This window comes from Clostridium chromiireducens, assembly GCF_002029255.1.
In the GTDB taxonomy this organism is placed as follows: Bacteria; Bacillota; Clostridia; order Clostridiales; family Clostridiaceae; genus Clostridium; species Clostridium chromiireducens.
The window spans coordinates 15464-39505 of sequence record NZ_MZGT01000033.1 but is presented as its reverse complement, the minus strand read 5'-3'; the positions used below and the strand labels follow the sequence as shown (position 1 = coordinate 39505).

21 protein-coding genes, 1 tRNA gene, 1 pseudogene and 1 riboswitch are annotated in these 24042 nt (G+C 30.1%); of the genes and pseudogenes, 19 read left to right on the top strand and 4 right to left on the bottom strand.

What is annotated here, in order from left to right; all coding sequences use genetic code 11:
- Positions 1 to 26 precede the first annotated feature (26 nt).
- Positions 27 to 1192 (top strand): annotated as a pseudogene (locus CLCHR_RS13075) (IS3 family transposase).
- Positions 1193 to 1366: 174 nt separating this feature from the next.
- Here CLCHR_RS13075 and CLCHR_RS13070 read toward each other — a convergent pair.
- The 3 genes from CLCHR_RS13070 to CLCHR_RS13060 all read right to left on the bottom strand — a co-directional run bounded on the left by CLCHR_RS13070 (position 1367) and on the right by CLCHR_RS13060 (position 3001).
- Positions 1367 to 1441, bottom strand: a tRNA-Glu gene (locus CLCHR_RS13070).
- 527 nt (positions 1442 to 1968) lie between these two features.
- On the bottom strand, positions 1969 to 2325 hold the full coding sequence (locus CLCHR_RS13065; RefSeq protein ID WP_079440246.1) for a ribonuclease G: 357 nt from the start codon (positions 2323 to 2325) through the stop codon (positions 1969 to 1971).
- A 301-nt stretch (positions 2326 to 2626) separates the two neighbouring features.
- A complete protein-coding gene (locus CLCHR_RS13060; RefSeq protein ID WP_079440245.1) occupies positions 2627 to 3001 on the bottom strand; it encodes a hypothetical protein in 375 nt (124 codons plus the stop codon).
- 546 nt (positions 3002 to 3547) lie between these two features.
- On the opposite strand from CLCHR_RS13060, the gene CLCHR_RS13055 reads away from it, so the two are divergent.
- From CLCHR_RS13055 to CLCHR_RS12995, 13 genes are all read left to right on the top strand, one after another.
- Positions 3548 to 3799, top strand: a complete 252-nt coding sequence (locus CLCHR_RS13055) for a phage holin family protein (RefSeq protein WP_079440244.1) — start codon at positions 3548 to 3550, stop codon at positions 3797 to 3799.
- 167 nt (positions 3800 to 3966) lie between these two features.
- A riboswitch (cobalamin riboswitch) is annotated at positions 3967 to 4221 on the top strand.
- A gap of 177 nt (positions 4222 to 4398) precedes the next feature.
- Entirely contained in the window at positions 4399 to 5232 is an 834-nt protein-coding gene (locus CLCHR_RS13050; RefSeq protein WP_079440243.1) for a sirohydrochlorin cobaltochelatase, read from the top strand.
- 49 nt (positions 5233 to 5281) lie between these two features.
- Entirely contained in the window at positions 5282 to 6628 is a 1347-nt protein-coding gene (locus CLCHR_RS13045; protein ID WP_079440242.1) for a cobyrinic acid a,c-diamide synthase CobB, read from the top strand.
- A 34-nt stretch (positions 6629 to 6662) separates the two neighbouring features.
- Positions 6663 to 7382, top strand: a complete 720-nt coding sequence (locus CLCHR_RS13040) for a YfjL-like protein (protein ID WP_079440241.1) — start codon at positions 6663 to 6665, stop codon at positions 7380 to 7382.
- 68 nt (positions 7383 to 7450) lie between these two features.
- Positions 7451 to 8074, top strand: coding sequence for a precorrin-8X methylmutase (locus CLCHR_RS13035; protein WP_079440240.1), 624 nt, complete (start codon positions 7451 to 7453; stop codon positions 8072 to 8074).
- Positions 8075 to 8177: 103 nt separating this feature from the next.
- Entirely contained in the window at positions 8178 to 9296 is a 1119-nt protein-coding gene (cbiD, locus tag CLCHR_RS13030) for a cobalt-precorrin-5B (C(1))-methyltransferase CbiD (protein WP_079440302.1), read from the top strand.
- The gene (cbiE, locus tag CLCHR_RS13025; protein ID WP_079440239.1) at positions 9293 to 9904 is read left to right on the top strand and encodes a precorrin-6y C5,15-methyltransferase (decarboxylating) subunit CbiE; all 612 of its coding nucleotides are present in this window, start codon (positions 9293 to 9295) and stop codon (positions 9902 to 9904) included. Before cbiD ends, cbiE begins: the two co-directional genes overlap by 4 nt.
- Before the next feature lie 39 nt (positions 9905 to 9943).
- A complete protein-coding gene (gene cbiT, locus CLCHR_RS13020; protein WP_079440238.1) occupies positions 9944 to 10516 on the top strand; it encodes a precorrin-6Y C5,15-methyltransferase (decarboxylating) subunit CbiT in 573 nt (190 codons plus the stop codon).
- A 160-nt stretch (positions 10517 to 10676) separates the two neighbouring features.
- A complete protein-coding gene (locus tag CLCHR_RS13015) occupies positions 10677 to 11342 on the top strand; it encodes a cobalt-factor II C(20)-methyltransferase (protein ID WP_079440237.1) in 666 nt (221 codons plus the stop codon).
- 64 nt (positions 11343 to 11406) lie between these two features.
- Positions 11407 to 12165, top strand: a complete 759-nt coding sequence (gene cobM / locus CLCHR_RS13010; protein ID WP_079440236.1) for a precorrin-4 C(11)-methyltransferase — start codon at positions 11407 to 11409, stop codon at positions 12163 to 12165.
- Positions 12165 to 13313 (top strand): cobalt-precorrin 5A hydrolase, encoded by a 1149-nt coding sequence (cbiG, locus tag CLCHR_RS13005; protein WP_079440235.1) that lies wholly within the window; start codon positions 12165 to 12167, stop codon positions 13311 to 13313. Before cobM ends, cbiG begins: the two co-directional genes overlap by 1 nt.
- Before the next feature lie 124 nt (positions 13314 to 13437).
- Positions 13438 to 14070: a hypothetical protein gene (locus CLCHR_RS13000; RefSeq protein WP_079440234.1), complete on the top strand. Its 633-nt coding sequence runs from the start codon at positions 13438 to 13440 to the stop codon at positions 14068 to 14070.
- 343 nt (positions 14071 to 14413) lie between these two features.
- A complete protein-coding gene (locus tag CLCHR_RS12995) occupies positions 14414 to 15418 on the top strand; it encodes a LacI family DNA-binding transcriptional regulator (protein WP_079440233.1) in 1005 nt (334 codons plus the stop codon).
- Between the two features lie 661 nt (positions 15419 to 16079).
- On the opposite strand, the gene treR is transcribed toward CLCHR_RS12995, so the two are convergent.
- Positions 16080 to 16814, bottom strand: a complete 735-nt coding sequence (treR, locus tag CLCHR_RS12990) for a trehalose operon repressor (RefSeq protein WP_242966030.1) — start codon at positions 16812 to 16814, stop codon at positions 16080 to 16082.
- Positions 16815 to 17370: 556 nt separating this feature from the next.
- Here treR and treP point away from each other — a divergent pair.
- From treP to CLCHR_RS12965, 5 genes are all read left to right on the top strand, one after another.
- Positions 17371 to 18786: a PTS system trehalose-specific EIIBC component gene (gene treP / locus CLCHR_RS12985; protein ID WP_079440231.1), complete on the top strand. Its 1416-nt coding sequence runs from the start codon at positions 17371 to 17373 to the stop codon at positions 18784 to 18786.
- Positions 18787 to 18806: 20 nt separating this feature from the next.
- Positions 18807 to 20471, top strand: coding sequence for an alpha,alpha-phosphotrehalase (gene treC / locus CLCHR_RS12980; RefSeq protein ID WP_079440230.1), 1665 nt, complete (start codon positions 18807 to 18809; stop codon positions 20469 to 20471).
- Between the two features lie 313 nt (positions 20472 to 20784).
- Positions 20785 to 22101: an ABC transporter substrate-binding protein gene (locus CLCHR_RS12975; RefSeq protein ID WP_079440229.1), complete on the top strand. Its 1317-nt coding sequence runs from the start codon at positions 20785 to 20787 to the stop codon at positions 22099 to 22101.
- 201 nt (positions 22102 to 22302) lie between these two features.
- On the top strand, positions 22303 to 23196 hold the full coding sequence (locus CLCHR_RS12970) for a carbohydrate ABC transporter permease (protein ID WP_079440228.1): 894 nt from the start codon (positions 22303 to 22305) through the stop codon (positions 23194 to 23196).
- On the top strand, positions 23189 to 24022 hold the full coding sequence (locus tag CLCHR_RS12965) for a carbohydrate ABC transporter permease (RefSeq protein ID WP_079440227.1): 834 nt from the start codon (positions 23189 to 23191) through the stop codon (positions 24020 to 24022). The genes CLCHR_RS12970 and CLCHR_RS12965 overlap by 8 nt, the downstream gene beginning before the upstream one ends.
- The last annotated feature ends 20 nt before the right edge of the window (positions 24023 to 24042 follow it).

Below are 24042 nucleotides of genomic sequence, written 5' to 3'. Positions count from 1 at the left end.
AATTAAAGTAAGAGAGGTGTGTCCAAATGAGAAAGAAAAGCTATACGGAAGATTTTAAGAAAATGATAATTGAAGTTTATAATACCGGAAAACCAATTAAAGAGATTTGCGAAGAATATGGCGTGTCAACAACATCACTTAATAACTGGATTAATCAAGTTCAGCCAAAAGAAAAGATTTCAAAAAAACCTATAATAATTACTAATAAGAATAAACATAATGAAAGAAAAGACCCAAAAGATACTGAAGAAATTTCAAAGTTAAAAAAAGAAAATGAAAAATTAAAATGGAACTTGAAATCTTAAAAAAGCTATAGCCATATTCTCGCAAGACCAAGAGATATAATTAAGTTAAAGAGAACTATCCAGTAAGAGTTATGTGTAGAGTATTACATATGCCTAAGAGCACTTACTACAAATCTCATCATTACACTCCGTGCCGAAGGGCGTTGGAGAACGAAACTTTAAAACAAAATATAATCAAAATTTATACTGAAAGTAGCCGTAGATATGGTGCGCCCAAAATTCAAAAAATCCTTGAACAATCAGGCAATTATATTATTATTAAACGAGTTCAACGATTTATGAAAGAATTAAATATCCATTCAACAGTAATTAAGAAATTTAGGCCTGCAAAAGTTAATAGGAAAGTTATAGAACGTGAAAATCTACACAAACAAGATTTTACAGCTACTAAAATAAATGAGAAATGGGTTGGAGACATAACCTATATTTATACTTTAAAAGACGGCTGGTGTTATTTAGCATCTGTTATGGATTTGTATACAAGAAAAATAATAGGTTACTCATTTTCGAAGACAATAGATTCTTCCGTAGCGATAACAGCTTTAGATAATGCATATAGGCTTCAACAGCCTGTCGGTTCTGTTATTTTCCACTCTGATCTTGGGGTCCAATACACAAGTACAGAGTTTATTAATAGATTAAAAAAATATAGAATTAAAAGTTCTAATAGTAGAAAAGAGTGTCCCTATGATAATGCATGCATAGAGTCTTTTCATTCTATTTTGAAAAAGGAACAAGTCAATAATGTTCAATACTACGATTACGAAAGCGCAAAACTAGATATATTTATCTATATTGAGTCATGGTATAACCGCAAAAGAATTCATGGCTCTATAGGTTATATTACTCCGCAAATGAAAGAGGATCTAGTAAGGATAATAATTTAATAGAAAATGTGTCCATAATATTGACCTAGGTCCACGAACAAAAAAATATAATAGCAATAAATAAATAAAAATTTTAAATAACAAAATTTCAATAAAAAAACTATGGTGTAAAAATGGTGTAAAATAATAAAAACACCAACGTTTATACATTTCAAACGTTAGTGTTTTCAACAATGGTGACCCCTAGGGGAATCGAACCCCTGATTCCACCGTGAGAGGGTGGCGTCTTGACCGCTTGACCAAGGGGCCTTACAACAAATATGATTTTACTCTTATTTTTTTATTATGTCAATAACTATTTGGATATATGCGCCAAAAAAGAAATAAATGTGCTCTGATTATTGAAGATAGTAAAAAAGTTTTCGTTATTTATCCTACAAATCATAATTTTCTAAATATTTAAAAAACATACTTGTTTTTCGGCGAAAATCTGTTAAACTATAATATAGTTAGTAATTTAAATAAGAGGTGTATATTGCTAAAAATATACTCATCGCTCCTCTAATGTGACTTTTAAGTTACATAAATTACGACTCCTTTTTAATATTTTGTGGGATATCCATTAAGATTTAATTGTTTATTAACAGTTTAATTTTGATGGGTATTATTTTTAATAAAATAATATTGTTTTGTGATTATTGAGTTATTGTGAAACAATTCAATCAATATGAAGAATAAATTAATAAGTTAAAATATAAATGAGAAGTATCAAAGTGAAATTTGATACTTCTCATAATCTTTAGTAGTAATTAATAATAAATAATTCCGAAATAAAACTAACGTGGCATTGATGAGAATATTGCTGCAAGTAATGTACCTAAGAACAAGAATTCTAAAACTACTAATACAATAGCAACTATAAATGCTACTAAGCCAGCTCTGCTCCAAGTAGATTGAACTAGTAAAAATTCTTGTGGACTAGAATAGTTTCCATTTTTCCATGCCCACTCATTACCTTTAGCACCACATACAAATATCCATACTATGTTTAATAGTGGAACAAGACATAGTAGTGGGAGATAGCTTTTATTTCCTATTCCCCAAAAAATATTGAACATAAATGCTCCCCAATTCCACTTTTTAATTTCTTGTGGTACTTGTCCGTTTGTAAAATTGTTTACTGAATTCTCCATTTAATCACCTCTATATATTATATTCATTAATATTCTAACTTATTATGAATGAGGTAGCGACAAATGTAAAAAAATAAGTAAAAGTTAACTAAAAGGTAAAAGTGATATGTTATAAATAAGCAAAACCTAAATTTAATGTATAAAATTAAAAAGGGAGTGGACACTTTTATGAAAGGTTAAATTAGGATTATTGTTGTGGGATTTCTTAAATAGAACAACTTCTGGTTTTAGAAATTCACGGCTTATCCTATAATAACGGTCATAATATAGTGAGCTCCCTTTTGCTAAGGTATATCAAAAACTATTCTTGTGAAAGCCAATCTAATACTGCAGGGTTTGCACATGCCGAAGTTTTTGAATCTATTTTTGTTACAAAAATAATATCTCCACCATTAGCTACAGAATTTATTTCAGTAAATATATCTTCTGCAGATAAAGAGTTTGTTTTAACAAAAAATCCTTCAGGCAAAAATTGAGCCCAACCACCTAAAGATTTGATTTTTCCAATTATATTAGCGCCACTATTTGCAGATTCATGAGAATGCCCATGGTCGTGTCCGCATCCACAAGATTCGTGGTCGTGTGAATGTTCTCCTCCGCATCCGCATTCTTCATCATGGTCATGACCATGACCATGGGTATCACTTAAAAAATATGTAATCATATATACTGACATAATATCTCTCCTTTCAAATTTAACATATTTTATGTTTATGTTTTTACATTTAAATTATACAGTAATAATGTTGAATTAAATTATATTCTAAATCTAGGTAAATAAGCAAGGAAATTTAAGGAATTAATAGAATTGTATAGATATAAATTGAATTAATTGAAATTTAATTTTGATTAAACATAATATTTAATATATAAGGTGTGAACCGAAGATTTTCTTAAGTTCACACCTTATTTTCATGAAATTCCATCAGAATATAATAGGGTGAAGTGCTTAAAGATAATTAATTATGTAAAAAAACTAAGAGAATTTTAAGAATAGTTAGCAACAAAACTAAGATTGAAGCATATAACATAATAAAGGTAATATTATGTATAAGTTCATATTATATTATTTTTTTTCAAGAAGTGTACAAAGAGTTAGGAGTTTATTTAGATATATTAAGTAATGTAAATATAAAGTTTATATTTAAATATACACTGTGAAGATCCAATGATCTAATATAGATTGTTATTCACATTAATAATATGTTTGGAGGGAAAAGGTATGGATTTTGCACAATATATAACAGAAAATGCTTTGATTTTAATTCCGGCTTTATATGTATTAGGAATGCTTATTAAAGGCACTGAATCAATAAAAGATAAGTATATTCCTATAGTCTTATTAATTGCAGGGATAGCAGGGGCAGTTGGAATATTGGGGGTTAGTGCAGATTCAGTTATTCAAGGTATTTTAGTAACTGGTGCCACAGTTTATACGAACCAGTTATTAAAGCAAACAACTAAGAGCGAATAAAATATTAATTTACCAGAATCGCTGAAACTAAGTTTTATTTAGATGCCATAATTTATTTATGGGTAATAATATAATTAATTACTATTTGTGGTTTATTGTTAAATATAATTAGCAATAAACCTATTTTTTATTGAATAAAGTATTACACTCCTATATAATTTAGATGACAATAAAAATGATTTTTAGGTTCTTATAAGATTAAGTATATAAGATTAAAAGGGAAAGTAGTGAAAATCTACTACAGCCCCCGCTACTGTAATGGAAGACTAATCTCTAAGTTTATATAAGATAATAAGTATTAATGGTTAATTTAATCTTTATTATCTTATATGCTAAACATCCACTGAGAAAGCTGTTCTTGGGAAGGAAGAGATGAAGGATGATGCCAGAGTCAGGAGACCTGCCTAAATATTTTAACGTAGCTAACCCTTCGGTGGGAAGGATTATAGCAGATGGTAGGATGTAATTTTAAAAATAATACATTCATAATTTGTTATGCAATTCCTCCTTATCTTTCATGGGTAATGGGGATTTTTATATATTCAAATTTATATAATAGATTCTCATTAAAAATTTAAATTATATTTGGAGGTACATTTATGAAAAAAGCGATTTTAGTAGTTAGTTTTGGAACTAGCCATCTAGATGCTCTTAAAAACTCAATTGAAAAAATTGAAAATAAAATTAAGGATGAATTTAATAATTATGAGGTATTTAGAGCTTTCACTGCTCACTTTATAATTAGAAAATTAAAAGAAAAACATGATTTAAATATATTTACACCAGAAGAGGCACTAGATGAACTGAAGGTAAGAGGTTATGATGAAATTATAGTTCAGCCGCTTCACTTAATTCCAGGGGAAGAATTTGATTATATAAAAGGCATTGTTGAACATAGAAAAAATGATTTTAAATCTGTTAAGCTTGGAAGACCAATATTCTTCTATCAAGGCATGAATGGATTACCAGAAGATTATTCTTTATTTATACAAAGTATAGAAGATGTAATAAAAGATGAAGAAAGTGTAATTTTATTTGGACATGGGACAGAACATCCATCAAACGCTGTTTACGGAATGCTTCAGACAGTTTTAGTTGACGAGGGATATGAAAATATATTTGTCGCTACAGTTGAAGGGTATCCAACAATTTCTAATGTATTAAAAAAATTAAAAAGTAAAGGAATAAAGAAAACAAAATTAGTTCCATTACTACTAGTAGCAGGAGATCACGCAAAGAATGATATGGCATCAGATGAAGATGGTTCATTAAAGAGTGCATTGCAAAAAGAAGGAATTGAGGTAAAACTTCATATGCATGGCCTTGGTGAGTTAGATAAATTTGATGAACTTTATATAAGAAGGGTATATGATTCCATTGAAGACAGGTATGTAAATGCAGGAAGAACAAAAAAACTTAGGCACATTAAATAAAAGCTATGATTCAACATTTTTTATGTAACTTAAATAAAGGGGAGCTAATATGAAATCTATAATTATATCTTCAAATTGCAGTGGTGGTGGAAAGACTACATTTACCCTTGGACTTATGAAAGTTCTTAAGAGTAGAAATTTAGAGGTTCAAGGATATAAAGTTGGACCGGATTATATTGATACAGCATTTCATAAAGAAGTAACCAAGAAAGATTCTAGGAACCTCGATACATTTCTTATGGGTGAAGAAGGAATGAAAAAGAGTTTTCTTAAAGGCAGTGGAGATGTCGGAGTAATTGAAGGTGTAATGGGATTATATGACGGAATTGGAGCAAGTGAAAAAGCATCAACTTATGATGTTTCAAGAATATTAGGAAATATGCCAATTATATTAGTGTTATCTCCAAAAGGACAAAGTGCAAGCATATGTGCAGAAATTAAAGGTTTTATGGATTATAGAAATGCCAATATTGTTGGTGTTGTATTAAACTCAGTAAGTGAAAAGTATCATAACTTATTAAAATATGCTATTGAAGAAAATTGTGGCATTAAAGTATTTGGGTATATTCCGAAAGATCCTGAAATAGCTTTAAGCAGCAGGCATTTGGGGTTGGTACAAAGCATGGAGGTTCTTAATTTAGATGAAAAAATATATATATGCCAAAAGTTAATTGAAGAATACGTAGATGTAGATTCAATTATTGATAAGATGCAAGAATTTCATGGGAATGTTAATGTTGAATTAGCGGGTAAGTTTGTCAGCAAATTTCAAAATAAAAAAATAAGAATTGGTGTTGCACTAGATGAAGCTTTTAGTTTCTATTATAAGGATAATTTAGAACTTTTAGAAGAGGTGGGAGATATAATTTATTTTAGCCCCATGAGAGATATGGAATTACCTGAAAATCTGGATTTTCTATATATAGGTGGAGGTTACCCAGAGATTTTCAAAAAGGAATTAGAAGATAATTATTCTATGAGAAAAAGCATAAAAGAAGCTTTAGAAAAGGGATTAAGATGTTATGCTGAATGTGGCGGACTGATGTACCTAACAAGATCTATAGATGGAACAGAAATGGTTGGCTTCTTTGAAGGGGACAGTGTAATGACTAGTAAACTTCAACATTTCGGATATTGTAAAGTTGAAATAAATTCAAAATGTTTTAATAATAATCTAAAAGAAGAAAAAGAATTCCAAATAAATGCTCATGAATTTCATAAATCACAAGTTAATTTAAATGAGGAAAATGTATATGAGATTGAGAAGAGACTATATAATGGTGAAATTATAAAATGGAAATGTGGATATTTTAAAAAAAATACATTGGGCGGATATGCTCATATTAATTTTATTGGAAATTTGGAATTATTCAAAGCTCTAGTTTGTTTATTATAAAGGGTATAATTGAGAATGTGGAGATGGTATTGGTATGGGAAAGTATAGAGGAGTTATTATTAGTCTAGGAATTTTAATTGTAATTGCTTTAGCTTTTAGTGGATGCATATACATGAGTATGAACGGATTGCCTTGGAGAATACAACAAACAAAAACAGTTGCACAGAAATATCTAAGTGAAATGTATCCAGAGTTAAAGTATAAAGTGAATAAATCATACTATAATCCTAAATTTGGAGATTATGTATGTAGTGTTACAACGGTAGAGAACATGCCGGTAACTTTTGAAGTAACAGTGATGGATAAGAATAAAATTGAGGATAATTACTTTGAAAGCAAGGTGAATCTTGAGGCGAAAAATATGGTTCTTAGTTTGATTGAAGAAAGTGCCCCTAACATGAAAATAAAATATATATCAGTGTTAGAAGATGCAGGAGCAGATGCAACCAGCAAAAGTTATAGTAAATATAAAAGCTTCACTCCTGGAGATTCTTATCCTTTAAAAATAGATATTATATGGAACGCTGATGAAATGTCATTAGATAGTTTTATTGATAAAACTATAAATATAAGAGAAATTCTTAGTAAATATAATATCTCTGTTTGTGGATTATATATAAAGGATAATACTAATGGATATGTTATTGATTTAAATGGAAGAATCGTAAATGGGACAATGGAAGGTAACTATAATTTCACTAAGGATGAAATTATAGCAAATAAAGTTGCTTACAAAATTGAGAAAGTAGAGTAAATTATTAAATTTAGAAAGAGGTGAGTTTAGTGAGATATTTATTGTAAATACTCTCACTAATAAAATATATGGAATATTTAAAAAATCCAATGGGAATTGAAGAAAAAAGTTTTGAGATTATTGGAAATGAAATGGGGCCTCACTCATTTACAGAAGAAGAACTTCTTATAGTTAAAAGAACGATTCATACTACTGCTGATTTTGAATATAGGGATTTAGTAGAAATAAGCGAAACAGCTATTGAGACTGGAAAAAATCTATTTAAAAATGGCACTATGATTTATACAGATACGAATATGGCTTTAAATGGAATCAATAAAATTGCTTTAGATAAGACTAATAGTAAAGTTATTTGCTATGTTAACGAAGAAATTGTACATAAGGAAGCTAGAGAAAAAAATATTACAAGAAGTATGGCTGCTGTTGAAAAAGCCTGCAGTGATAATGTAGATATATTTGTTTTTGGTAATGCACCAACTGCACTTTTTAGACTTAAAGAATTAATTAAGGAAGGAAAAGCAAATCCAAAATTGATAATAGCTGTACCAGTTGGTTTTGTTGGAGCTGCTGAAAGTAAGGAAAATATGGATCAATTAGATATTCCTTACATAAGAGTTAAAGGGAGAAAAGGTGGCAGCACTGTTGCGGCAGCTATAATAAATGCCCTTATGTATATGGTAGTAGAAAGATAGTTTAGATGTGTATTTAATGGAGGAGAAATCAAACAATCTATTAGTTTATATATTAATAAAATTTATTTAAAAATTATTCTTTATGCTATTGGAGGTGATTAATATATTTGAGATGTATATTGAAACTAATGGTCAAAAATTAAGGTGTGGATATACAACAGGTTCATGCAGTGCAGGAGCAGCAAAAGCAGCAACTATGATCCTATATAAAAAGACCGAAGCATTGGAGGACATTGAGATATCAACTCCAAAAGGTATTAACATAACAATGCCAATTGCCTTAATAGAAGAGCTTGATGATTATGTGGAATGTACAATTGTTAAAGATGGTGGAGATGATCCAGATGCTACACATGGTATAGAGATAAAGGCAAGGGTTAGAAGAGTTTTTGAAGATTTCAATGAACTAAATGACAATGCGGTTATACTTAAAGGTGGAATTGGAGTAGGTACTGTTACTAAGGATGGACTTTTTATTCCAAAAGGGGAACCGGCTATAAATCCAGTACCACGTAAAATGATAAGAGAAGAAGTGATGAAGGTTTTGCCTGATGGAGAGAGAGTAGAAGTAACAATTATAGTTCCTCAAGGAGAAGAAGTTGCAAAGAAAACTTTTAATCCTAGGCTTGGAATAGAAGGTGGAATCTCCATACTTGGGACAACAGGTATTGTACATCCAATGTCAGAAGATTCTCTAAAAGCATCAATCAAGTTAGAAATTACACAAAAAGCCCTAAATAATGAAAGATTAGTTTTAACTTTTGGTAATTTAGGCGATAATTACTGTAAGGAACTTGGTTTTAAAGAAGAGGAGATTGTTATTTGTTCAAATTACATAGGATTTGCTTTAGAGACTTGTGTTTCTCGTAATGTTAAGTCTATTATTATAGCTGGACATATTGGTAAGATGAGTAAGATAGCTTATGGTTGTTTTAATACCCATAGTAAAGTAAATGGAGTAAGGCTTGAAGTAATTGCTTTAGAGCTTGCACTTCTTGGATATGATATTTCTCTTGCTCAAGAAGTTTTAAAAGAGAAGACTTGTGAAGGTGCCGTTAGGATGCTAGGAAGTGGTTATGAGAAGCTTTATGAAAATATTGGAGAAAAAATCATTCAAAGGATTAAAGAATATACTTATAATGAGCTAGAAGTTGCAGCAATAATGTATTATGGAGCATCAAAACCTATATTACTTTGGAAATCAGAGGGAGCAAAAAAATGATATATATTGTAGGGCTGGGGCCAGGTCATAGAGATTATATTTTACCAAAGGCTTTAGAAATAATGAAAAATTCAGATATTATCATAGGATTTAAAAGAGCAATAGATTCTTTGGATTTTATTGATAATAAGAAGATATACATAAGCAGATTAAGTGATATTGATGAATTATTAAATGATGAAAAGAGTATTTATAATAATATTTCAATTATTGCTTCTGGAGATCCGACATTTTATGGTATAACAAATTATATTAAGAGTAAGATAGATTTTGAATTCAAAGTGATTCCAGGAATAAGCTCCTTTCAGTATTTGACTTGTAAACTAAACTTACCATGGAATGATGCTTATTTAGGGAGCCTTCATGGGAGAAAAGAACAATTCTTAAATATAATTGATAAACATAAATTGAGCATTTGGCTTACTGATAAAGATAATAATCCGGCTATACTATGCAAGAGCTTAAATGATAAGAAAATAAAATGTAAGGTGTTAATTGGAGAAAACCTATCATATGAGGATGAAATAATAAATGAAGGAAATCCAATAGATTTTATCAGTAAAAGTTTCAATCCATTAAGTATTTTTATAGTTAACAGGGGAGATTAAAATTTTATTTAAAAACCTATATAAGAGGAGGCAAATTTCATGGTTTTCATAAAAGACGAAGAATTTATTAGAGGAAAATGTCCTATGACAAAAGAGGAAATAAGAATACTTTCTATAGCTAAAATGAATTTGAAAGAAAATTCTTTAGTTTTAGATGTTGGAAGTGGAACGGGAAGTATAACAGTCCAATCAGCTAAAGTAGCAGAAAAAGGAAAAGTTTTAGCCATTGAGAAAGATGTCGAGGCTTGCGAAATTACTAAATGTAATGTAGAAAAATTTAAATGCAGCAATGTTAAGATTGTCCAAAAAGAAGCTAGTCAGGTATTAGATACATTAATCGCTGATGGATTAAAGTTTGACTCGGTATTTCTTGGAGGAAGTGGAGGGCATTTAGAAGAAATATTACTTAAAGTAAACGCCATTTTAGAAAGAAATGGGACCATGGTAATGAACTTCATTACATTGGATAACGCATATAGGGCAATCGAAGTAGTTAAGAACTTAAATTACAATTTTGAAATTTCCTTAGTAAATATAAGTAAAAACCGTGAAAATACCTTAATGATGATAGCTAATAATCCAATTTATATAATTCAATGTATAAGAAAATAAATAATGGTATAATAGGCTTGTAAAAATGAGTATTGTGTTGTGTTTATGAGCAGTTCTATATATGGTAGAAAAAAAGTTAAAATATTAAATGAGTAGTAACTAAAATTAATAATTATAAAATGTAAATAGATTAGTTACTTAAGAGGAAAGGAATTTAAAAATGGCAACATTGTACGGAATAGGAGTAGGACCTGGGGAGGCAGAACTTTTAACTGTTAAGGCAGTAAGAACAATAGAAAGGTGTCAGGTTGTAGTTGCACCATCTGCAACAGAGGGTGGCGAAAGTATAGCACTTGAAACTGCAAAAGAATATATTAAACCAGGCACAGAAGTAGTTATAAAGCATTTTCCCATGGGAAAGAAGGATAGAGTAGCGAAGGCGTTAGAGGCCTATGAGTTTATAGAAGCAAGACTTAAGGAAGGAAAAGATGTTGTATTTTTAACAATTGGTGATCCTTATATTTATAGTACATATAGTCATATGTTAAAGCATGTTCGAGATTGTGGTTTTGAAGTGCAAACAATCCCAGGGATAACTTCTTTTTGTGCGGCTGCAAGCTTAGTTAATAGGACCCTAGTAGTTGGTGATGAAAAGTTAGTAGTTATGCCGGCAACAAAGGTGAAAGAAATTACAGATGAGAAGTTTATTGTAGTAATGAAAGTATACAAGCATGAGGAAGAAGTGCTGGATGTACTAGAAGAAAAAGGTTTCGATTACGTGTATGCAAGCAGAGTAGGTAGAGAAGGCGAAACTGTTTTAACTGAAAGAGAAGAAATATTAAAACTTAGAGATTACATGTCTTTAATCATAGCAAGCAGGGAATAATTATGAATAAGAGATTCCTGCAATAGAAGCATGAGATTTTGATAATGAAAAGGAGTGTTGATAATTGATTTATTTTATAGGAGCAGGTCCAGGTGCAGCCGATTTAATAACTGTTAAGGGACGTGATTTATTAGAAAGAGCAGATGTAGTAGTATATGCAGGCTCTTTGGTCTCAAAAGAGCATTTAGAATATTGCAGACCAGATGCTCAAATATACAATTCTGCTAATATGACATTAGAAGATGTCATGGAAATCATGACCATGGAAGAACAAATGGGTAAATTAGTTGTAAGACTACATACGGGGGACCCATCAATATATGGAGCTATAAGAGAGCAAATGGTTGAGCTCGATAGAGTTAGTATATCGTATGAAGTGGTACCGGGCGTTAGTTCATTTACAGGAGCAGCAGCAGCCATAAATAGAGAATTTACATTACCAGGAGTCTCACAAACTGTTATATTAACAAGGGTTGAAGGAAGAACTCCTGTACCAGCTAACGAAGATCTTGAAGTTTTAGCATCTATCGGAGCATCTATGGCTATATTTTTATCTATTTCAATGATTGATAAGGTTGTTGAGAAATTGAAAAAGGGATATAAGAAGAATGTTCCAATAGCAGTAGTTGAAAGAGCAACATGGCCTGATGAAAGAATAATAATGGGACATTTAGATGATATAGCAGAAAAGGTTAAGGAAAATAACATAACTAAATGTGCGCAAATATTAGTAGGAGATTTTATTGATAGTGATTTTGAGAAAAGTTTACTATATGATAAGAGTTTCTCTCATATGTTTAGGGATGCTGAGGATTCAAGATAATGGAACAACAATATTCTATGGGTGAATATACAAATGATTTTTCAGGTATAAGTATAATTTGCCCTTCCCCTAAGGGAAAAGAAATAGCCATAAAACTACAAAAGTGCTTGAGTGCCAAACTTTTTATAAAGGAAAGTGTAGAGAACTTACATATAAACTCTTCAAAAGAAGTTACTGAAGAAAACAAATATGGACCTATACAGTCAAAAGTTGTTACAAATTTCTTTGGTGAAGATTTTAAACTTATGGATGTTACACAAAAATCTATGTTAAATTCAAAAGGAATTGTATTTATATCTTCAGCAGGAATTGCAGTTAGAGCAATAGCGCCATTTTTGAAAGGTAAAGATGAGGATCCGGGTGTAGTAGTTGTTGATTTGTCTTGTAAATATGCAATAAATATTTTAAGTGGACATTTAGGTGGGGGCAATGAGCTTACACTTAAGGTTGCAGAGATTCTTGATGCTATTCCTATTATAACAACAGCAAGTGATAATTTAGGGATGGACGCACCAGATATACTGGCAAAAGAGAATAAATTAATTATTGAAGATTTAAAAAAGGCAAAGTATATTGCATCTCGTTTGATTGATAATAAGATAATTGGAATAAAAGATGATTATAATATAATTCAAATTAATAAAGGTTACGAAAAAGTTGAGAAATTAAAAGAAGACTGTATTTGGGTAACTCATTTTTTGAAACCTGAAGATAAATGGGTAGAGAATAAATACAAAAAAATTGATTTTTCAAGAGTATTAAGGCTTATAAAAAAGGATCTAGTATTGGGGATAGGCTGCAGAAAAGGAACCTCCTTTGAAAAAATCAATGATTTTATATATAGAGCATTGGAAGAACATAATTTAGACATAAGTGCAGTGTCACTAATAGTTTCAGTAGATGTTAAGGCAAATGAAGATGGAATTATCAAATTTGCAGAAAAAATTAACTGTCCATTTAACACATTCAGTAAAGATGAAATAAAGACTGTTCAATATAAGTATGATAAAAGTGAATTTGTTGAAAAAACTCTTGGAATAACAGGAGTTTGTGAACCATGCGTAGATTTATCGGGAGCAGAAGTTATCATAAGCAAAATAAAGCATGAAGGAATGACACTAGCAATCGGACTATTAAAAAATACTTAATTAGAACTTAAATTAACAATCCTAGTATTATAAACTCAAAATAATATGCTATAATATGGGTATACTTATGTAAAATAATTCTCAAAATGTAAAATGCATATTATAAGTGGGAGAGGGTGCAGTTATGACAATTTTAGATATGCTAAACAAAATAAATAAAAATAATAAATTAATGGCAAAGGGATTAGAAATTATCAAAGACAACTATACAAGTTTAGTTAATGATAATTATGAGTTAATTATTAATGAAGATGGGGAATTAAATGTAAAAATTCCAAGTTTGGAAAAGAGAGATGAGTATGTGTACAAAAGCATAGGAGAATATGAATATCCCTTAGTAATGTGCATGAGAATTCCAGACACGAAAAATGTTGATAAATATAATTATGTATTAGGTAAGTTTATGGAACTATATAAGGACAAGCTTGATTTGTTATTTAAAGATGTTAATACCATTGAAAAGTTAAAAGAAAATATAGTGAAAACTAAAAATCGTATAGATTTTACAACATATGCCTCAATTTTTTTAGGAGTTATTGGAGCAATAGCTTTATGTATAGTTGATTTTTTCCCAACAACTAGATCTATATTTATTTTAGGAATTATATTATTTTTTATTTTATCCTTAGTGATTCAATTATCTAAAGAAAGTCAAGTTAAAAAGATCATAGATGGATATCTAAGTGTTATAAAAACCGAATGGTATAAAAAACAATTGTCAAAAGAATATGCTTTTTTATGTAATCTTGCGGGGTGAAGTATAGATACTCACTACAGAAATCTGATTTATGCGGTAACTTAACCAAATAAGAAACATTATAACGTACCTTAAACTACGAGAATGAGTTGTTAAAAGCTTTTAAAGTGAGGGGTGTTATGCTTATACTTGTAAAATGTATAAGTATGGCAGTCCTCGTTTATCGCGTTGAGGTGATTTTATTATAAACCATATGTTTTCGTTTTAGTAAAGTTTGACTAAATTTTACTTGTGATATAAACTTGATATAGAATAATTTTAGTAAAATATAAGGTGAGAAAACAAGAATAACTTATTAGTTATTTAAACGTATGTAATTAGTGAGATTAGGGAGGAATTTCGGGTGGCTACTATAAAAGAAATTGCTTCAATTGCTGAAGTTTCTATATCGACAGTTTCTAGAGTTTTAAATTTTGATGAAACTTTAAATGTAAGTGATGTGACAAGAGAAAAAATATTAAAAATTGCAGATGAACTTGATTATGTATCATCAAAATCTAAAAAGGCTAAAAATAAGAAAAGTAAGGATATAGGAATTATTTATTGGTTTAGTTATGAAGAAGAGCTAGCAGACCCATACTATTTATCAATAAGAATAGCAGCTGAAAAAAAGTGTAATGGAAATAATTTCAACTTAGTAAAGTTAAGTGAAAATAGTGATATTGAAGATATAAAAAGTGTTAATGGCATTATCGCAATTGGAAGGTTTTCTCCGAGTGTTGTAGAGAAGTTGTCAAGTGCAAATGAGAATATAGTTTTTGTAGATTTTTCTCCAAATGAAAATAAATTTGATTCTGTAATGGCAAACTTAGGAAGAGCAACAAATGAAATATTGCACTACTTATATGAACTAGGTCATAGAAAGATAGGCTTTATAGGAGGAAAGAAATTAGAAAAAATCGATTATAGAGATGTATATATCGATGAAAGGATAATAAAGTATAAAGAATTTATGGAGAGTAAAGGTATATATAATCCTAATTACATATATGAATCTGAAAGATTTACTTTTAAAGCAGGATATAATCTTATGAAAGAAGCATTAAAATCTAAAGACAACGTCACGGCTTATTTTATCGGTAATGATACAATGGCTGTTGGAGCATATAAAGCAATATCAGAGGAAGGGTTATCAATTCCAAACGATATAAGCATAATTGGCTTTAATGATTTACCGAGTGCAAAATACATGATACCAGCTCTTACAACAGTAAGGATTCCTAGTGAATACTTAGGAAAAGCAGCAGTTGATTTATTAATCGAAAACCTTAACGGAAATAGAGAATACAACAAAAAAGTAATAATACCAACTGAATTCAAAGTGCGTGAAAGCTGCAAAGAAATATAAAAATACTTGCAGTAAGAGGTTGTTTTAAGTTTAGTGCTAAATAACCGAAAGTGAATATATGTGTTTACTCCGGTTCCTTGAAGAATTTGCTGGATGACTCTAAGAATGCAAGTTGTGCCCAAAGTGCTTGATTCAAGGGCTACGCCTTGAACAAGCACATTTGGAACAACTTACATTCTAAGAATCATAGCCAGCAAAATCTCCTAATGAACGCTTCGTAAAAACATATATTCACTTTCTTTGTTTAGCGCCAAGCTTAAAGTAAGACTATATTCATGCAAGCATTTTTATATTTCGATAGTTAGGAATGCCTTTAAAAATAGAATTAAAATTTATATTATATCCATACCAGAAATGGAGTAGAATCTTTTGTGAAGTGTTGAATTTAAAATATGTCTGTATATATTCGTTATATTTAATTGATATTTATCAGTTTAATATATATTAACACCAGAAAGAGAAGGTACTCTTTTACGCAGCGTTGCATTGAAAAAACAACTGCAGGTATTTCTTAAGTAAAAGTTGTTCCATAGACGCTTGTCATTAGCTTGCCTAAGGAACAAGCATCTATGGTGCAACTTTTGCTTTTAGAAATCCGTAGTTATTTTTTATAGCAACCGAGTAACAGAGTACCTTCTCTTTCGGCTAAGTATATGTTCAACTAGTCAATTTTTCTTACAGATGATGATTCAACGAATACGAATTTATCGGGTCTGTGACGGGATTCAGTGTATTCGAAAAGTTTTCCTGAGTCTGTGTAGGCATATGTTTTTACAACAGCAACACAATCATATGTACCGAGGTCTAGAAATCTTTTATCTAGTTCTGTTGCATGTTCAACTACAATTACTTTTTTTGAAGCGAGTATTTTTGTATTTAGTTCTTTCTCTATATATTCATATATAGACTTTTGTGCTATTTCTATGTTTAAATCTTTTACTACATCTGCACTAAAATAATTAATATCGAGGATTATTGGTTCATTATCGAAAAATCTTATCCTATGAAGATGATAAACCTCTGTATCTTGTCTTAAAGCAGTTTTTTTAGTTAAAGACTCATCTATAGTTATTTTGGAAAAATTTACAACGCTAGTAGTAAATTTCTTTTTTAGGTGTAGTTCCTGTAGCCCTAATAAATTACCAATAGGAAGCTCTATTGATTCTCGGCTATCTCTGTCTAGGATAATAACACCCTTGCCTTTAACACTTTTAACGTAGCCATCCTTACTTAATTCATTAATAGCTCTTCTTACGGTATTTCTACTACAATCAAACTTTTCAATTAACTCCATCTCTGTAGGAAGCATCATTGAATCATCATATTTACCATTATCTATATTATCCTTTAATGCGTGATATATATCTTTAAATTTTACGTTTGGCAAAAGTAACACTCCCTTAAATTATCCTTAATGAATATATTATACTTTATTTTTTTAGATAAGTTAACATAATATCGGTAAATGCCATGAAAATTACATATGTTTGGAGAACCTCAACGAAAGGGTGAGGTGAAGAGAGTTATTTATATGTAATTTTATACTCGATATTATATTTCTTTAGTTATTCAAATACTAGGACATTTATCCTATGCGTTAATATTATTATCCTAAAGAGAAAATGTAAGTATTTAAGTGAACAAATATTAAAAAGTTAAAAATATGTTTAAACATATTTTAGGTATATTATATGAAGGGAAAATGTTTATATGACAAGATTCTAAGGAAATGTTTAAAATTTGTTTAAACAAATTTTAAAAAATATATTGACTATATGTTCAGAATGAATTATGATGTTAATGTAAACATTTAAATGTTAAATATAGTACAAGCATATAATTAATATTAAAGACTAAGTGTTTGTTCAATTGAACTAATATAATAAACAGATCTGTATAAAAACTACGAAATTATTTATTAAGAAATTAAAAAATCAATGGAGGTTTTATTAATGGGGAAATTTCAAAATGATGCAAAAGAACTACTAAAGTTAGTTGGTGGTAAAGAAAATATTTCAGCAGTCACACATTGCGTTACAAGAATGAGATTTGTTTTAAATGATCCAAGCAAAGCTGGTGTGGCTGAAATTGAAAAACTAAAAAGTGTTAAAGGTACATTTACACAAGCAGGACAATTTCAAGTTATTATTGGAAATGAAGTATCCGTATTTTATAACGATTTTATAGCAGTTTCAGGTATAGATGGCGTAAGTAAAGACGCAGTAAAAGATGTTGCTAAAAACAATATGACTTTTATACAAAAACTTATGGCTAATATAGCAGAAATATTTTCACCACTTATTCCGGCTATCATCGTTGGAGGTTTGATCTTAGGTTTTAGAAATATTATTGGTGATATGAAATTATTAGAAGGCGGAACTAAATCACTAGTTGAAGTATCTCAATTTTGGGCTGGGACAAATAGTTTCCTATGGCTAATTGGAGAGGCTATATTCCACTTCTTACCTGTAGGGATAACATGGTCTATTACAAAGAAAATGGGAACAACCCAAATTCTTGGTATTGTACTTGGTATTACATTAGTTTCACCACAACTTTTAAATGCTTATGCAGTAGCAGGTGCTACTCCTGATAAAATTCCTTTCTGGGATTTTGGATTTGCACAAATAAGAATGATAGGTTATCAAGCTCAAGTTATCCCAGCAATTATGGCAGGTTTCACATTAGTATTCCTTGAAAGAGGTGTTAGAAAAATAAGTCCCGCTTCAGTATCAATGATATTAGTACCATTCCTTTCATTAGTACCAGCAGTTTTAATTGCACATATTGTAATAGGGCCTATAGGCTGGGCAATTGGTTCTGCTATTTCAAAAGTAGTATATGGTGGTTTGACTTCTTCGTTTGGAATGATTTTTGCGGCGATTTTTGGATTCCTTTATGCACCACTTGTTATTACAGGACTTCACCACATGACAAATGCGATAGACCTACAATTAATGGCTCAATTCGGAGGAACATCACTTTGGCCAATGATAGCTTTATCTAATATTGCTCAAGGTTCAGCAGTTTTAGCTATGATATATTTACAAAGAAAGAATCAAGAAGCACAAGAAGTTAATGTGCCGGCATGTATTTCGGCTTATCTTGGAGTAACTGAGCCAGCTATGTTCGGTGTTAATTTAAAACATGGATTCCCATTCTTCTGTGGAATGACAGGTTCAGCAATAGCAGCAATTATATCAGTAGGAAGTGGAGTAATGGCAAATTCAATTGGTGTTGGTGGTTTACCTGGTATCTTATCAATTAAACCAGCATTTATGGTGATATTTGCAATTGCAATGCTTGTAGCTGTAGTAGTACCATTTGTTCTTACAGTAATAGTTGGAAAAAGAAAATCGGTTAACTAGAGAAGAAAGGATATAATATCATGAAGGATTTTAAGAAAAGTACTGTCTATCAAATATACCCTAAATCATTTTATGATACAAATGGTGATGGAATTGGAGATTTAAACGGAGTAATAGAGAAACTTGATTATCTAAAAACTTTAGGTATAGATTATATATGGCTTACTCCTTTTTATCCTTCGCCTCAAGTAGATAATGGATATGATATTGCTGATTATTATAATATAGATTCAAGCTTTGGAACATTGGAAGATTTCGAGAGATTAGTACAAGAAGCTAAGAAGCGCGAGATATATATTATGTTAGATATGGTTCTTAATCATACATCTACAGAGCATAATTGGTTTAAAAGAGCATTAGGCGGTGAAAAGAAATATAAAGATTTTTATATCTTTAAAGAATCAGCAGACCATGAGCCACCTACAAACTGGCAGTCTAAATTTGGCGGCAATGCATGGGAGTATGTAGAAAAGTTTGATGAGTATTATCTACATCTTTTTGATAGAACGCAAGCTGATTTAAATTGGGACAATAAAGAAGTGAGAAATGAAATTTATGGGATAGTCAACTATTGGTTAGAAAAGGGTGTTAAAGGACTAAGGTTTGATGTTATAAATTTAATATCAAAGCCAGAGAAATTCGAGAATGACTCAGAAGGTGATGGAAGAAGATTTTATACAGATGGTCCAAAGATTCATAAGTATCTTAGAGAACTCAATGAAAACACATATGGAAATTATGATGATATTATAACTGTTGGGGAAATGTCATCAACTTCCCTTGAAAATTGCATAAGGTATTCTAATCCAGAGGAAAAGGAATTATCAATGGTATTTAACTTTCATCATTTAAAAGTAGATTATTATAATGGTGATAAGTGGACAATCATGGATTTTGATTTTAAGCAGTTAAAAGGTTTATTTAGAATCTGGCAGGAAGATATTCAAGAGGGAGATGGATGGAATGCGTTGTTTTGGTGCAATCATGATCAGCCAAGAATAGTATCTAGGTTTGGTAATGACAAGGAATACTTAAATGAAAGTGCAAAAATGCTTGCAACAACAATCCATATGATGAGAGGAACTCCCTATATTTATCAAGGAGAAGAGTTCGGGATGACTAATCCATACTTTGATTCTATCGACAAGTATAGAGATGTTGAGTCAATAAATTATTACAACATTTTAAAGGAACAAGGAAAAGCTGAAGAAGAAATATTAGAAATCTTAAGAGAAAAATCTAGGGATAATTCAAGAACTCCGTTGCAATGGAATTCTGAAGAAAATGCTGGATTTACAAAGGGAACACCGTGGATTCCTATATGTGATAAATATAAAGAAATAAATTCTAAAGATGCACTAGAAAATAAAGATTCAATCTTTTATCATTATCAAGAATTAATACAATTAAGAAAAGATTATGATGTAATTTCAAATGGAAGGATAAAATTTATTCTTGAAGAAAATGATAAAGTATTATCATATGTAAGAACTTTAAGTGACAAAACATTAATTGTAATTAACAATTTCTTTAGTAAGGAAACAATGATTGAGTTGCCAGATGAGTATTTAAGTAGTAATTTAAATAGTAGAATTTTAATTTCAAATTATAAAGATAGTTCTACTTTAAATAAAAGGCTAGCTTTAAGAGCATATGAATCAATAGTATATTATATTGAAGGTTAGTTAAATAGTAACCCTTTTTATAGAAAAGGGTTACTATTTTTGCTTATCTATTGTAATGTTATACATTTTACTCGAAGTTTTTTTAAAAGAAATCACAAATAAATACAATAAAAAACAATGTAAACGTATTAAAAAGTACTAGTAACTAAAAAAAGTACAAATATTAATTATGATATTATAAAAAAATTACAAATTGATACCAAGATAGCAATAACGTTTACTATAGTATGGATGCTATAATGTAAACAAATACATAACTAATATCAATAGAAAAGTTACTTATGTATGAATTTATTTTAAGGGGGATTCATTTATGAAATTTAAAAAAATTATGGCAGCAGTTGTAACTGGCATGATGGCAGTTAGTTTAATGGCATGTGGTTCATCATCAAGTGGTGGAAGCAGCTCTGCATCATCAAGTAAAGGAAAAGATGATAAAACAATTACTATTTGGGCATGGGATGATACATTCAATATCAAGGCTGCAAATATGGCAAAGGATATGTACTTAAAAGATCATCCAGATGTAACAGTAAATGTTGTTAGTATGGCACAAGATGACGTAGTACAAAAATTAAATACAAGTCTCTCATCAGGAACTTATGACGGACTTCCAAATATCGTTTTAATTGAAGATTATAAAATTCAAAACTACCTACAATCTTATCCAGGAGAACTTAAAGATTTAAGTGGAAAAGTAGATAAAACAAAATTTATGGATTATAAGCTAGACATAATGTCAGAAGGCAGCAAATTCTATGGAGTACCATTCGATAGTGGTGTTGCAGGATTATTCTATAGAACAGATTTAATTGAAGCAGCTGGATACACTAAGGCAGATATGCAAGATCTTACTTGGGAAAAATATATAGAAATTGGTAAAGCAGTAAAAGCTAAAACTGGTAAAGCAATGCTAACTATTGACCCAAGTGATTTAAATCAACTTAGAATTATGATGCAATCAGCAGGTTCATGGTATGTAAAAGATGATGGTAAGACAGTTAATATCGCTGATAATCAAGGATTAAAAGATGCTATTAATATATACAAACAATTTGTTGATGCAGGTATTACAAAACAAGTTTCAGGATGGGATTCATTTATCTCTGCTTTCCAAAAAGGTGATGTTGCAACAGTTCCAAATGGTTGTTGGATAGCTTCTTCTATAAAAGCTTCTGAAGATCAAAAAGGTAAATGGGCAGTAGCAGCTATTCCAAGATTAGGTGCAAATTCAAAATCAGTTAACGCTTCAAATAGTGGTGGTAGCAGCTGGTATGTTTTAGATAAGGTTGGTAATTCAGATTTAGCAGCAGATTTCTTAGCTAGTACATTTGGATCAAGTGATAAATTAATGAATGACTTAGTTCCAGCTATAAGCTTAGTAAGTACATTAAAATCAGCAGGTTCAATGGAAAATTATAGTAAACCTCAAGAATTCTTTAGTAACCAAGAAGTATTTAAAGATTTCTCAAAATGGGCAACTAAAATTCCAACTGTAAACTATGGTTTATACACTTATCAATTAGAAAGTGTAATGGCTGAAGGAATGCAAAAAATTGTTGCTGGAGCTGACGTAGATGCAACACTTAAAGATACACAAGCACAAGCAGAAGCAGCAGTAAAGAAGTAATAAAATAGAAATTTTTATAAGGACTATTTGTTAAAATTAAAAATCAATATTTAGCAAATAGTCTTTATAAAGTGAAACTTTAGTTGAACTCATACCCTCAAGGGGTACCTTGTCCAGGAGCGTGCAGCCGTTATCTCACAATTGAATAAAGGGGAGTGTTACGGATGCTAGCTATCGGATACATATTAAGGAGTTGATAAAATGAAGCGTAAAAGCGTTGCAGGAATTAATAGTAAGGAAAACATATGGGGATGGAGTTTTGTAGCATTTGGAACGTTTTTAATAGGATTATTTGTATTTTATCCAATGGTACAATCGTTAATAATGTCATTACAATCAGGTAAAGGTAATAATTTAAAATTTAGTGGTTTAGACAATTATATAAGAATGTTTTCAGATGCAACTTTAATTAAAGCAGTAGGAAACACTTTTGTCTTTTTACTAGTTCAAGTTCCAATAATGATTATTTTAGCACTTATTATTTCTTCAGTTCTTAATGATAGAAAATTAAAATTTAGTGGATTTTTTAGAACAGCAATTTTCTTACCTTGTGTAGCATCTTTGGTTGGATATTCAGTTATTATTAAGAGTATATTTGCCTCAGATGGATTAGTGAATAAAATGCTTATGGGTATTCACCTTATATCAGTACCAATTGAATGGGTTACACATCCATTTTGGGCTAAAATATTAATTATTATAGCAATCACTTGGAGATGGACTGGCTATAATATGATATTCTACTTATCTGGTTTACAAAATATTGATCATTCAATTTATGAAGCAGCTGAGATTGATGGAGCATCTCCGTTTAAGAAATTTGTAAGTATAACAATTCCACTATTAAAGCCTATCATTTTATTTACAACAATTACTTCAACAATAGGAACACTACAGCTATTTGATGAAGTTGTAAATATTACTAAAGGTGGTCCGGCAAATGCAACAACGACTATTTCAAAATATATATATGATTTATGCTTCACATATACACCAGACTTTGGATATGCAACAGCAGTAGCTTATCTTATTGTTGTTTTGGTTGTAATATTAGCCGTAATTCAATTCAAAATAGGAGGAGATAAGAATGACTAGTAAAATGAATAGAGTAGTAAAATATATATTTTTAAGTGTGGCATCGTTTGTCTCCATATTTCCGTTTTTTTGGATGATTATTAGTGCTACTAATAAATCAGTTGATGTAACAAGAGGAAAATTAATTCCAGGAAGTAGCTTTGTAGAAAATTTAAATAATCTTTTTAAGCCAGAATTAGGATTTGCTGCTTCATTAGTTAATTCGGCAGAAATTGCAATTATAACTACTATACTTGCACTTCTTGTGTCATCTATAACAGGTTATGGATTTGAAATATTTAGAACAAAAGCTAGAGATAGATTATTTAACATTTTGCTTTTATCTATGATGATTCCATTTTCAGCTTTAATGATTCCATTATTTAAATTTTTTGCGGCCTTAAAAAATTCACCATTAAGTTTTCTAGGTCTAAATACATTATGGGCTGTACTTTTACCTGGAGTTTGTACCGCATTCTTAATTTTCTTCTTTAGACAAAATACTAAATCATTTCCTAAAGAAATTTTAGAAGCAGCAAGAATTGATGGATTAGGGGAAGTTGGAATTTTCTTTAAAATATATTTTCCAACTATGAAAACAACATATGCAGCAGCAGCAATTATTACATTTATGGGTGCATGGAATGCTTACCTATGGCCATTAATTGCATTGCAATCACCAGAGAAGAAAACAGTTCTTCTTATAATTTCAAAATTAGCTTCAAGTTATTCACCTGATTATGGGTTAATTATGATGGCAATAGTAATTACAACTTTACCAACAGCATTAGTATTTTTTGTAATGCAAAAGCACTTTGTTGCAGGAATGACTGGATCTATAAAATAATATACTCATACGAATTTATA

What these genes read in the sequence shown, in the direction of transcription:
- CLCHR_RS12965 (WP_079440227.1), top strand. Translation starts at nt 23,189, where the DNA reads ATGACTAGTAAAATGAATAGAGTAGTAAAATATATATTTTTAAGTGTG.
- CLCHR_RS13040 (WP_079440241.1), top strand. Translation starts at nt 6,663, where the DNA reads ATGGGAAAGTATAGAGGAGTTATTATTAGTCTAGGAATTTTAATTGTA.
- cbiG (WP_079440235.1), top strand. Translation starts at nt 12,165, where the DNA reads ATGGAACAACAATATTCTATGGGTGAATATACAAATGATTTTTCAGGT.
- CLCHR_RS12970 (WP_079440228.1), top strand. Translation starts at nt 22,303, where the DNA reads ATGAAGCGTAAAAGCGTTGCAGGAATTAATAGTAAGGAAAACATATGG.
- CLCHR_RS13055 (WP_079440244.1), top strand. Translation starts at nt 3,548, where the DNA reads ATGGATTTTGCACAATATATAACAGAAAATGCTTTGATTTTAATTCCG.
- CLCHR_RS13045 (WP_079440242.1), top strand. Translation starts at nt 5,282, where the DNA reads ATGAAATCTATAATTATATCTTCAAATTGCAGTGGTGGTGGAAAGACT.
- CLCHR_RS13035 (WP_079440240.1), top strand. Translation starts at nt 7,451, where the DNA reads ATGGAATATTTAAAAAATCCAATGGGAATTGAAGAAAAAAGTTTTGAG.
- CLCHR_RS13065 (WP_079440246.1), bottom strand. Translation starts at nt 2,325, where the DNA reads ATGGAGAATTCAGTAAACAATTTTACAAACGGACAAGTACCACAAGAA.
- CLCHR_RS13015 (WP_079440237.1), top strand. Translation starts at nt 10,677, where the DNA reads ATGGCAACATTGTACGGAATAGGAGTAGGACCTGGGGAGGCAGAACTT.
- treP (WP_079440231.1), top strand. Translation starts at nt 17,371, where the DNA reads ATGGGGAAATTTCAAAATGATGCAAAAGAACTACTAAAGTTAGTTGGT.
- cbiE (WP_079440239.1), top strand. Translation starts at nt 9,293, where the DNA reads ATGATATATATTGTAGGGCTGGGGCCAGGTCATAGAGATTATATTTTA.
- CLCHR_RS13000 (WP_079440234.1), top strand. Translation starts at nt 13,438, where the DNA reads ATGACAATTTTAGATATGCTAAACAAAATAAATAAAAATAATAAATTA.
- cbiT (WP_079440238.1), top strand. Translation starts at nt 9,944, where the DNA reads ATGGTTTTCATAAAAGACGAAGAATTTATTAGAGGAAAATGTCCTATG.
- CLCHR_RS12975 (WP_079440229.1), top strand. Translation starts at nt 20,785, where the DNA reads ATGAAATTTAAAAAAATTATGGCAGCAGTTGTAACTGGCATGATGGCA.
- treC (WP_079440230.1), top strand. Translation starts at nt 18,807, where the DNA reads ATGAAGGATTTTAAGAAAAGTACTGTCTATCAAATATACCCTAAATCA.
- CLCHR_RS13060 (WP_079440245.1), bottom strand. Translation starts at nt 3,001, where the DNA reads ATGTCAGTATATATGATTACATATTTTTTAAGTGATACCCATGGTCAT.
- CLCHR_RS13050 (WP_079440243.1), top strand. Translation starts at nt 4,399, where the DNA reads ATGAAAAAAGCGATTTTAGTAGTTAGTTTTGGAACTAGCCATCTAGAT.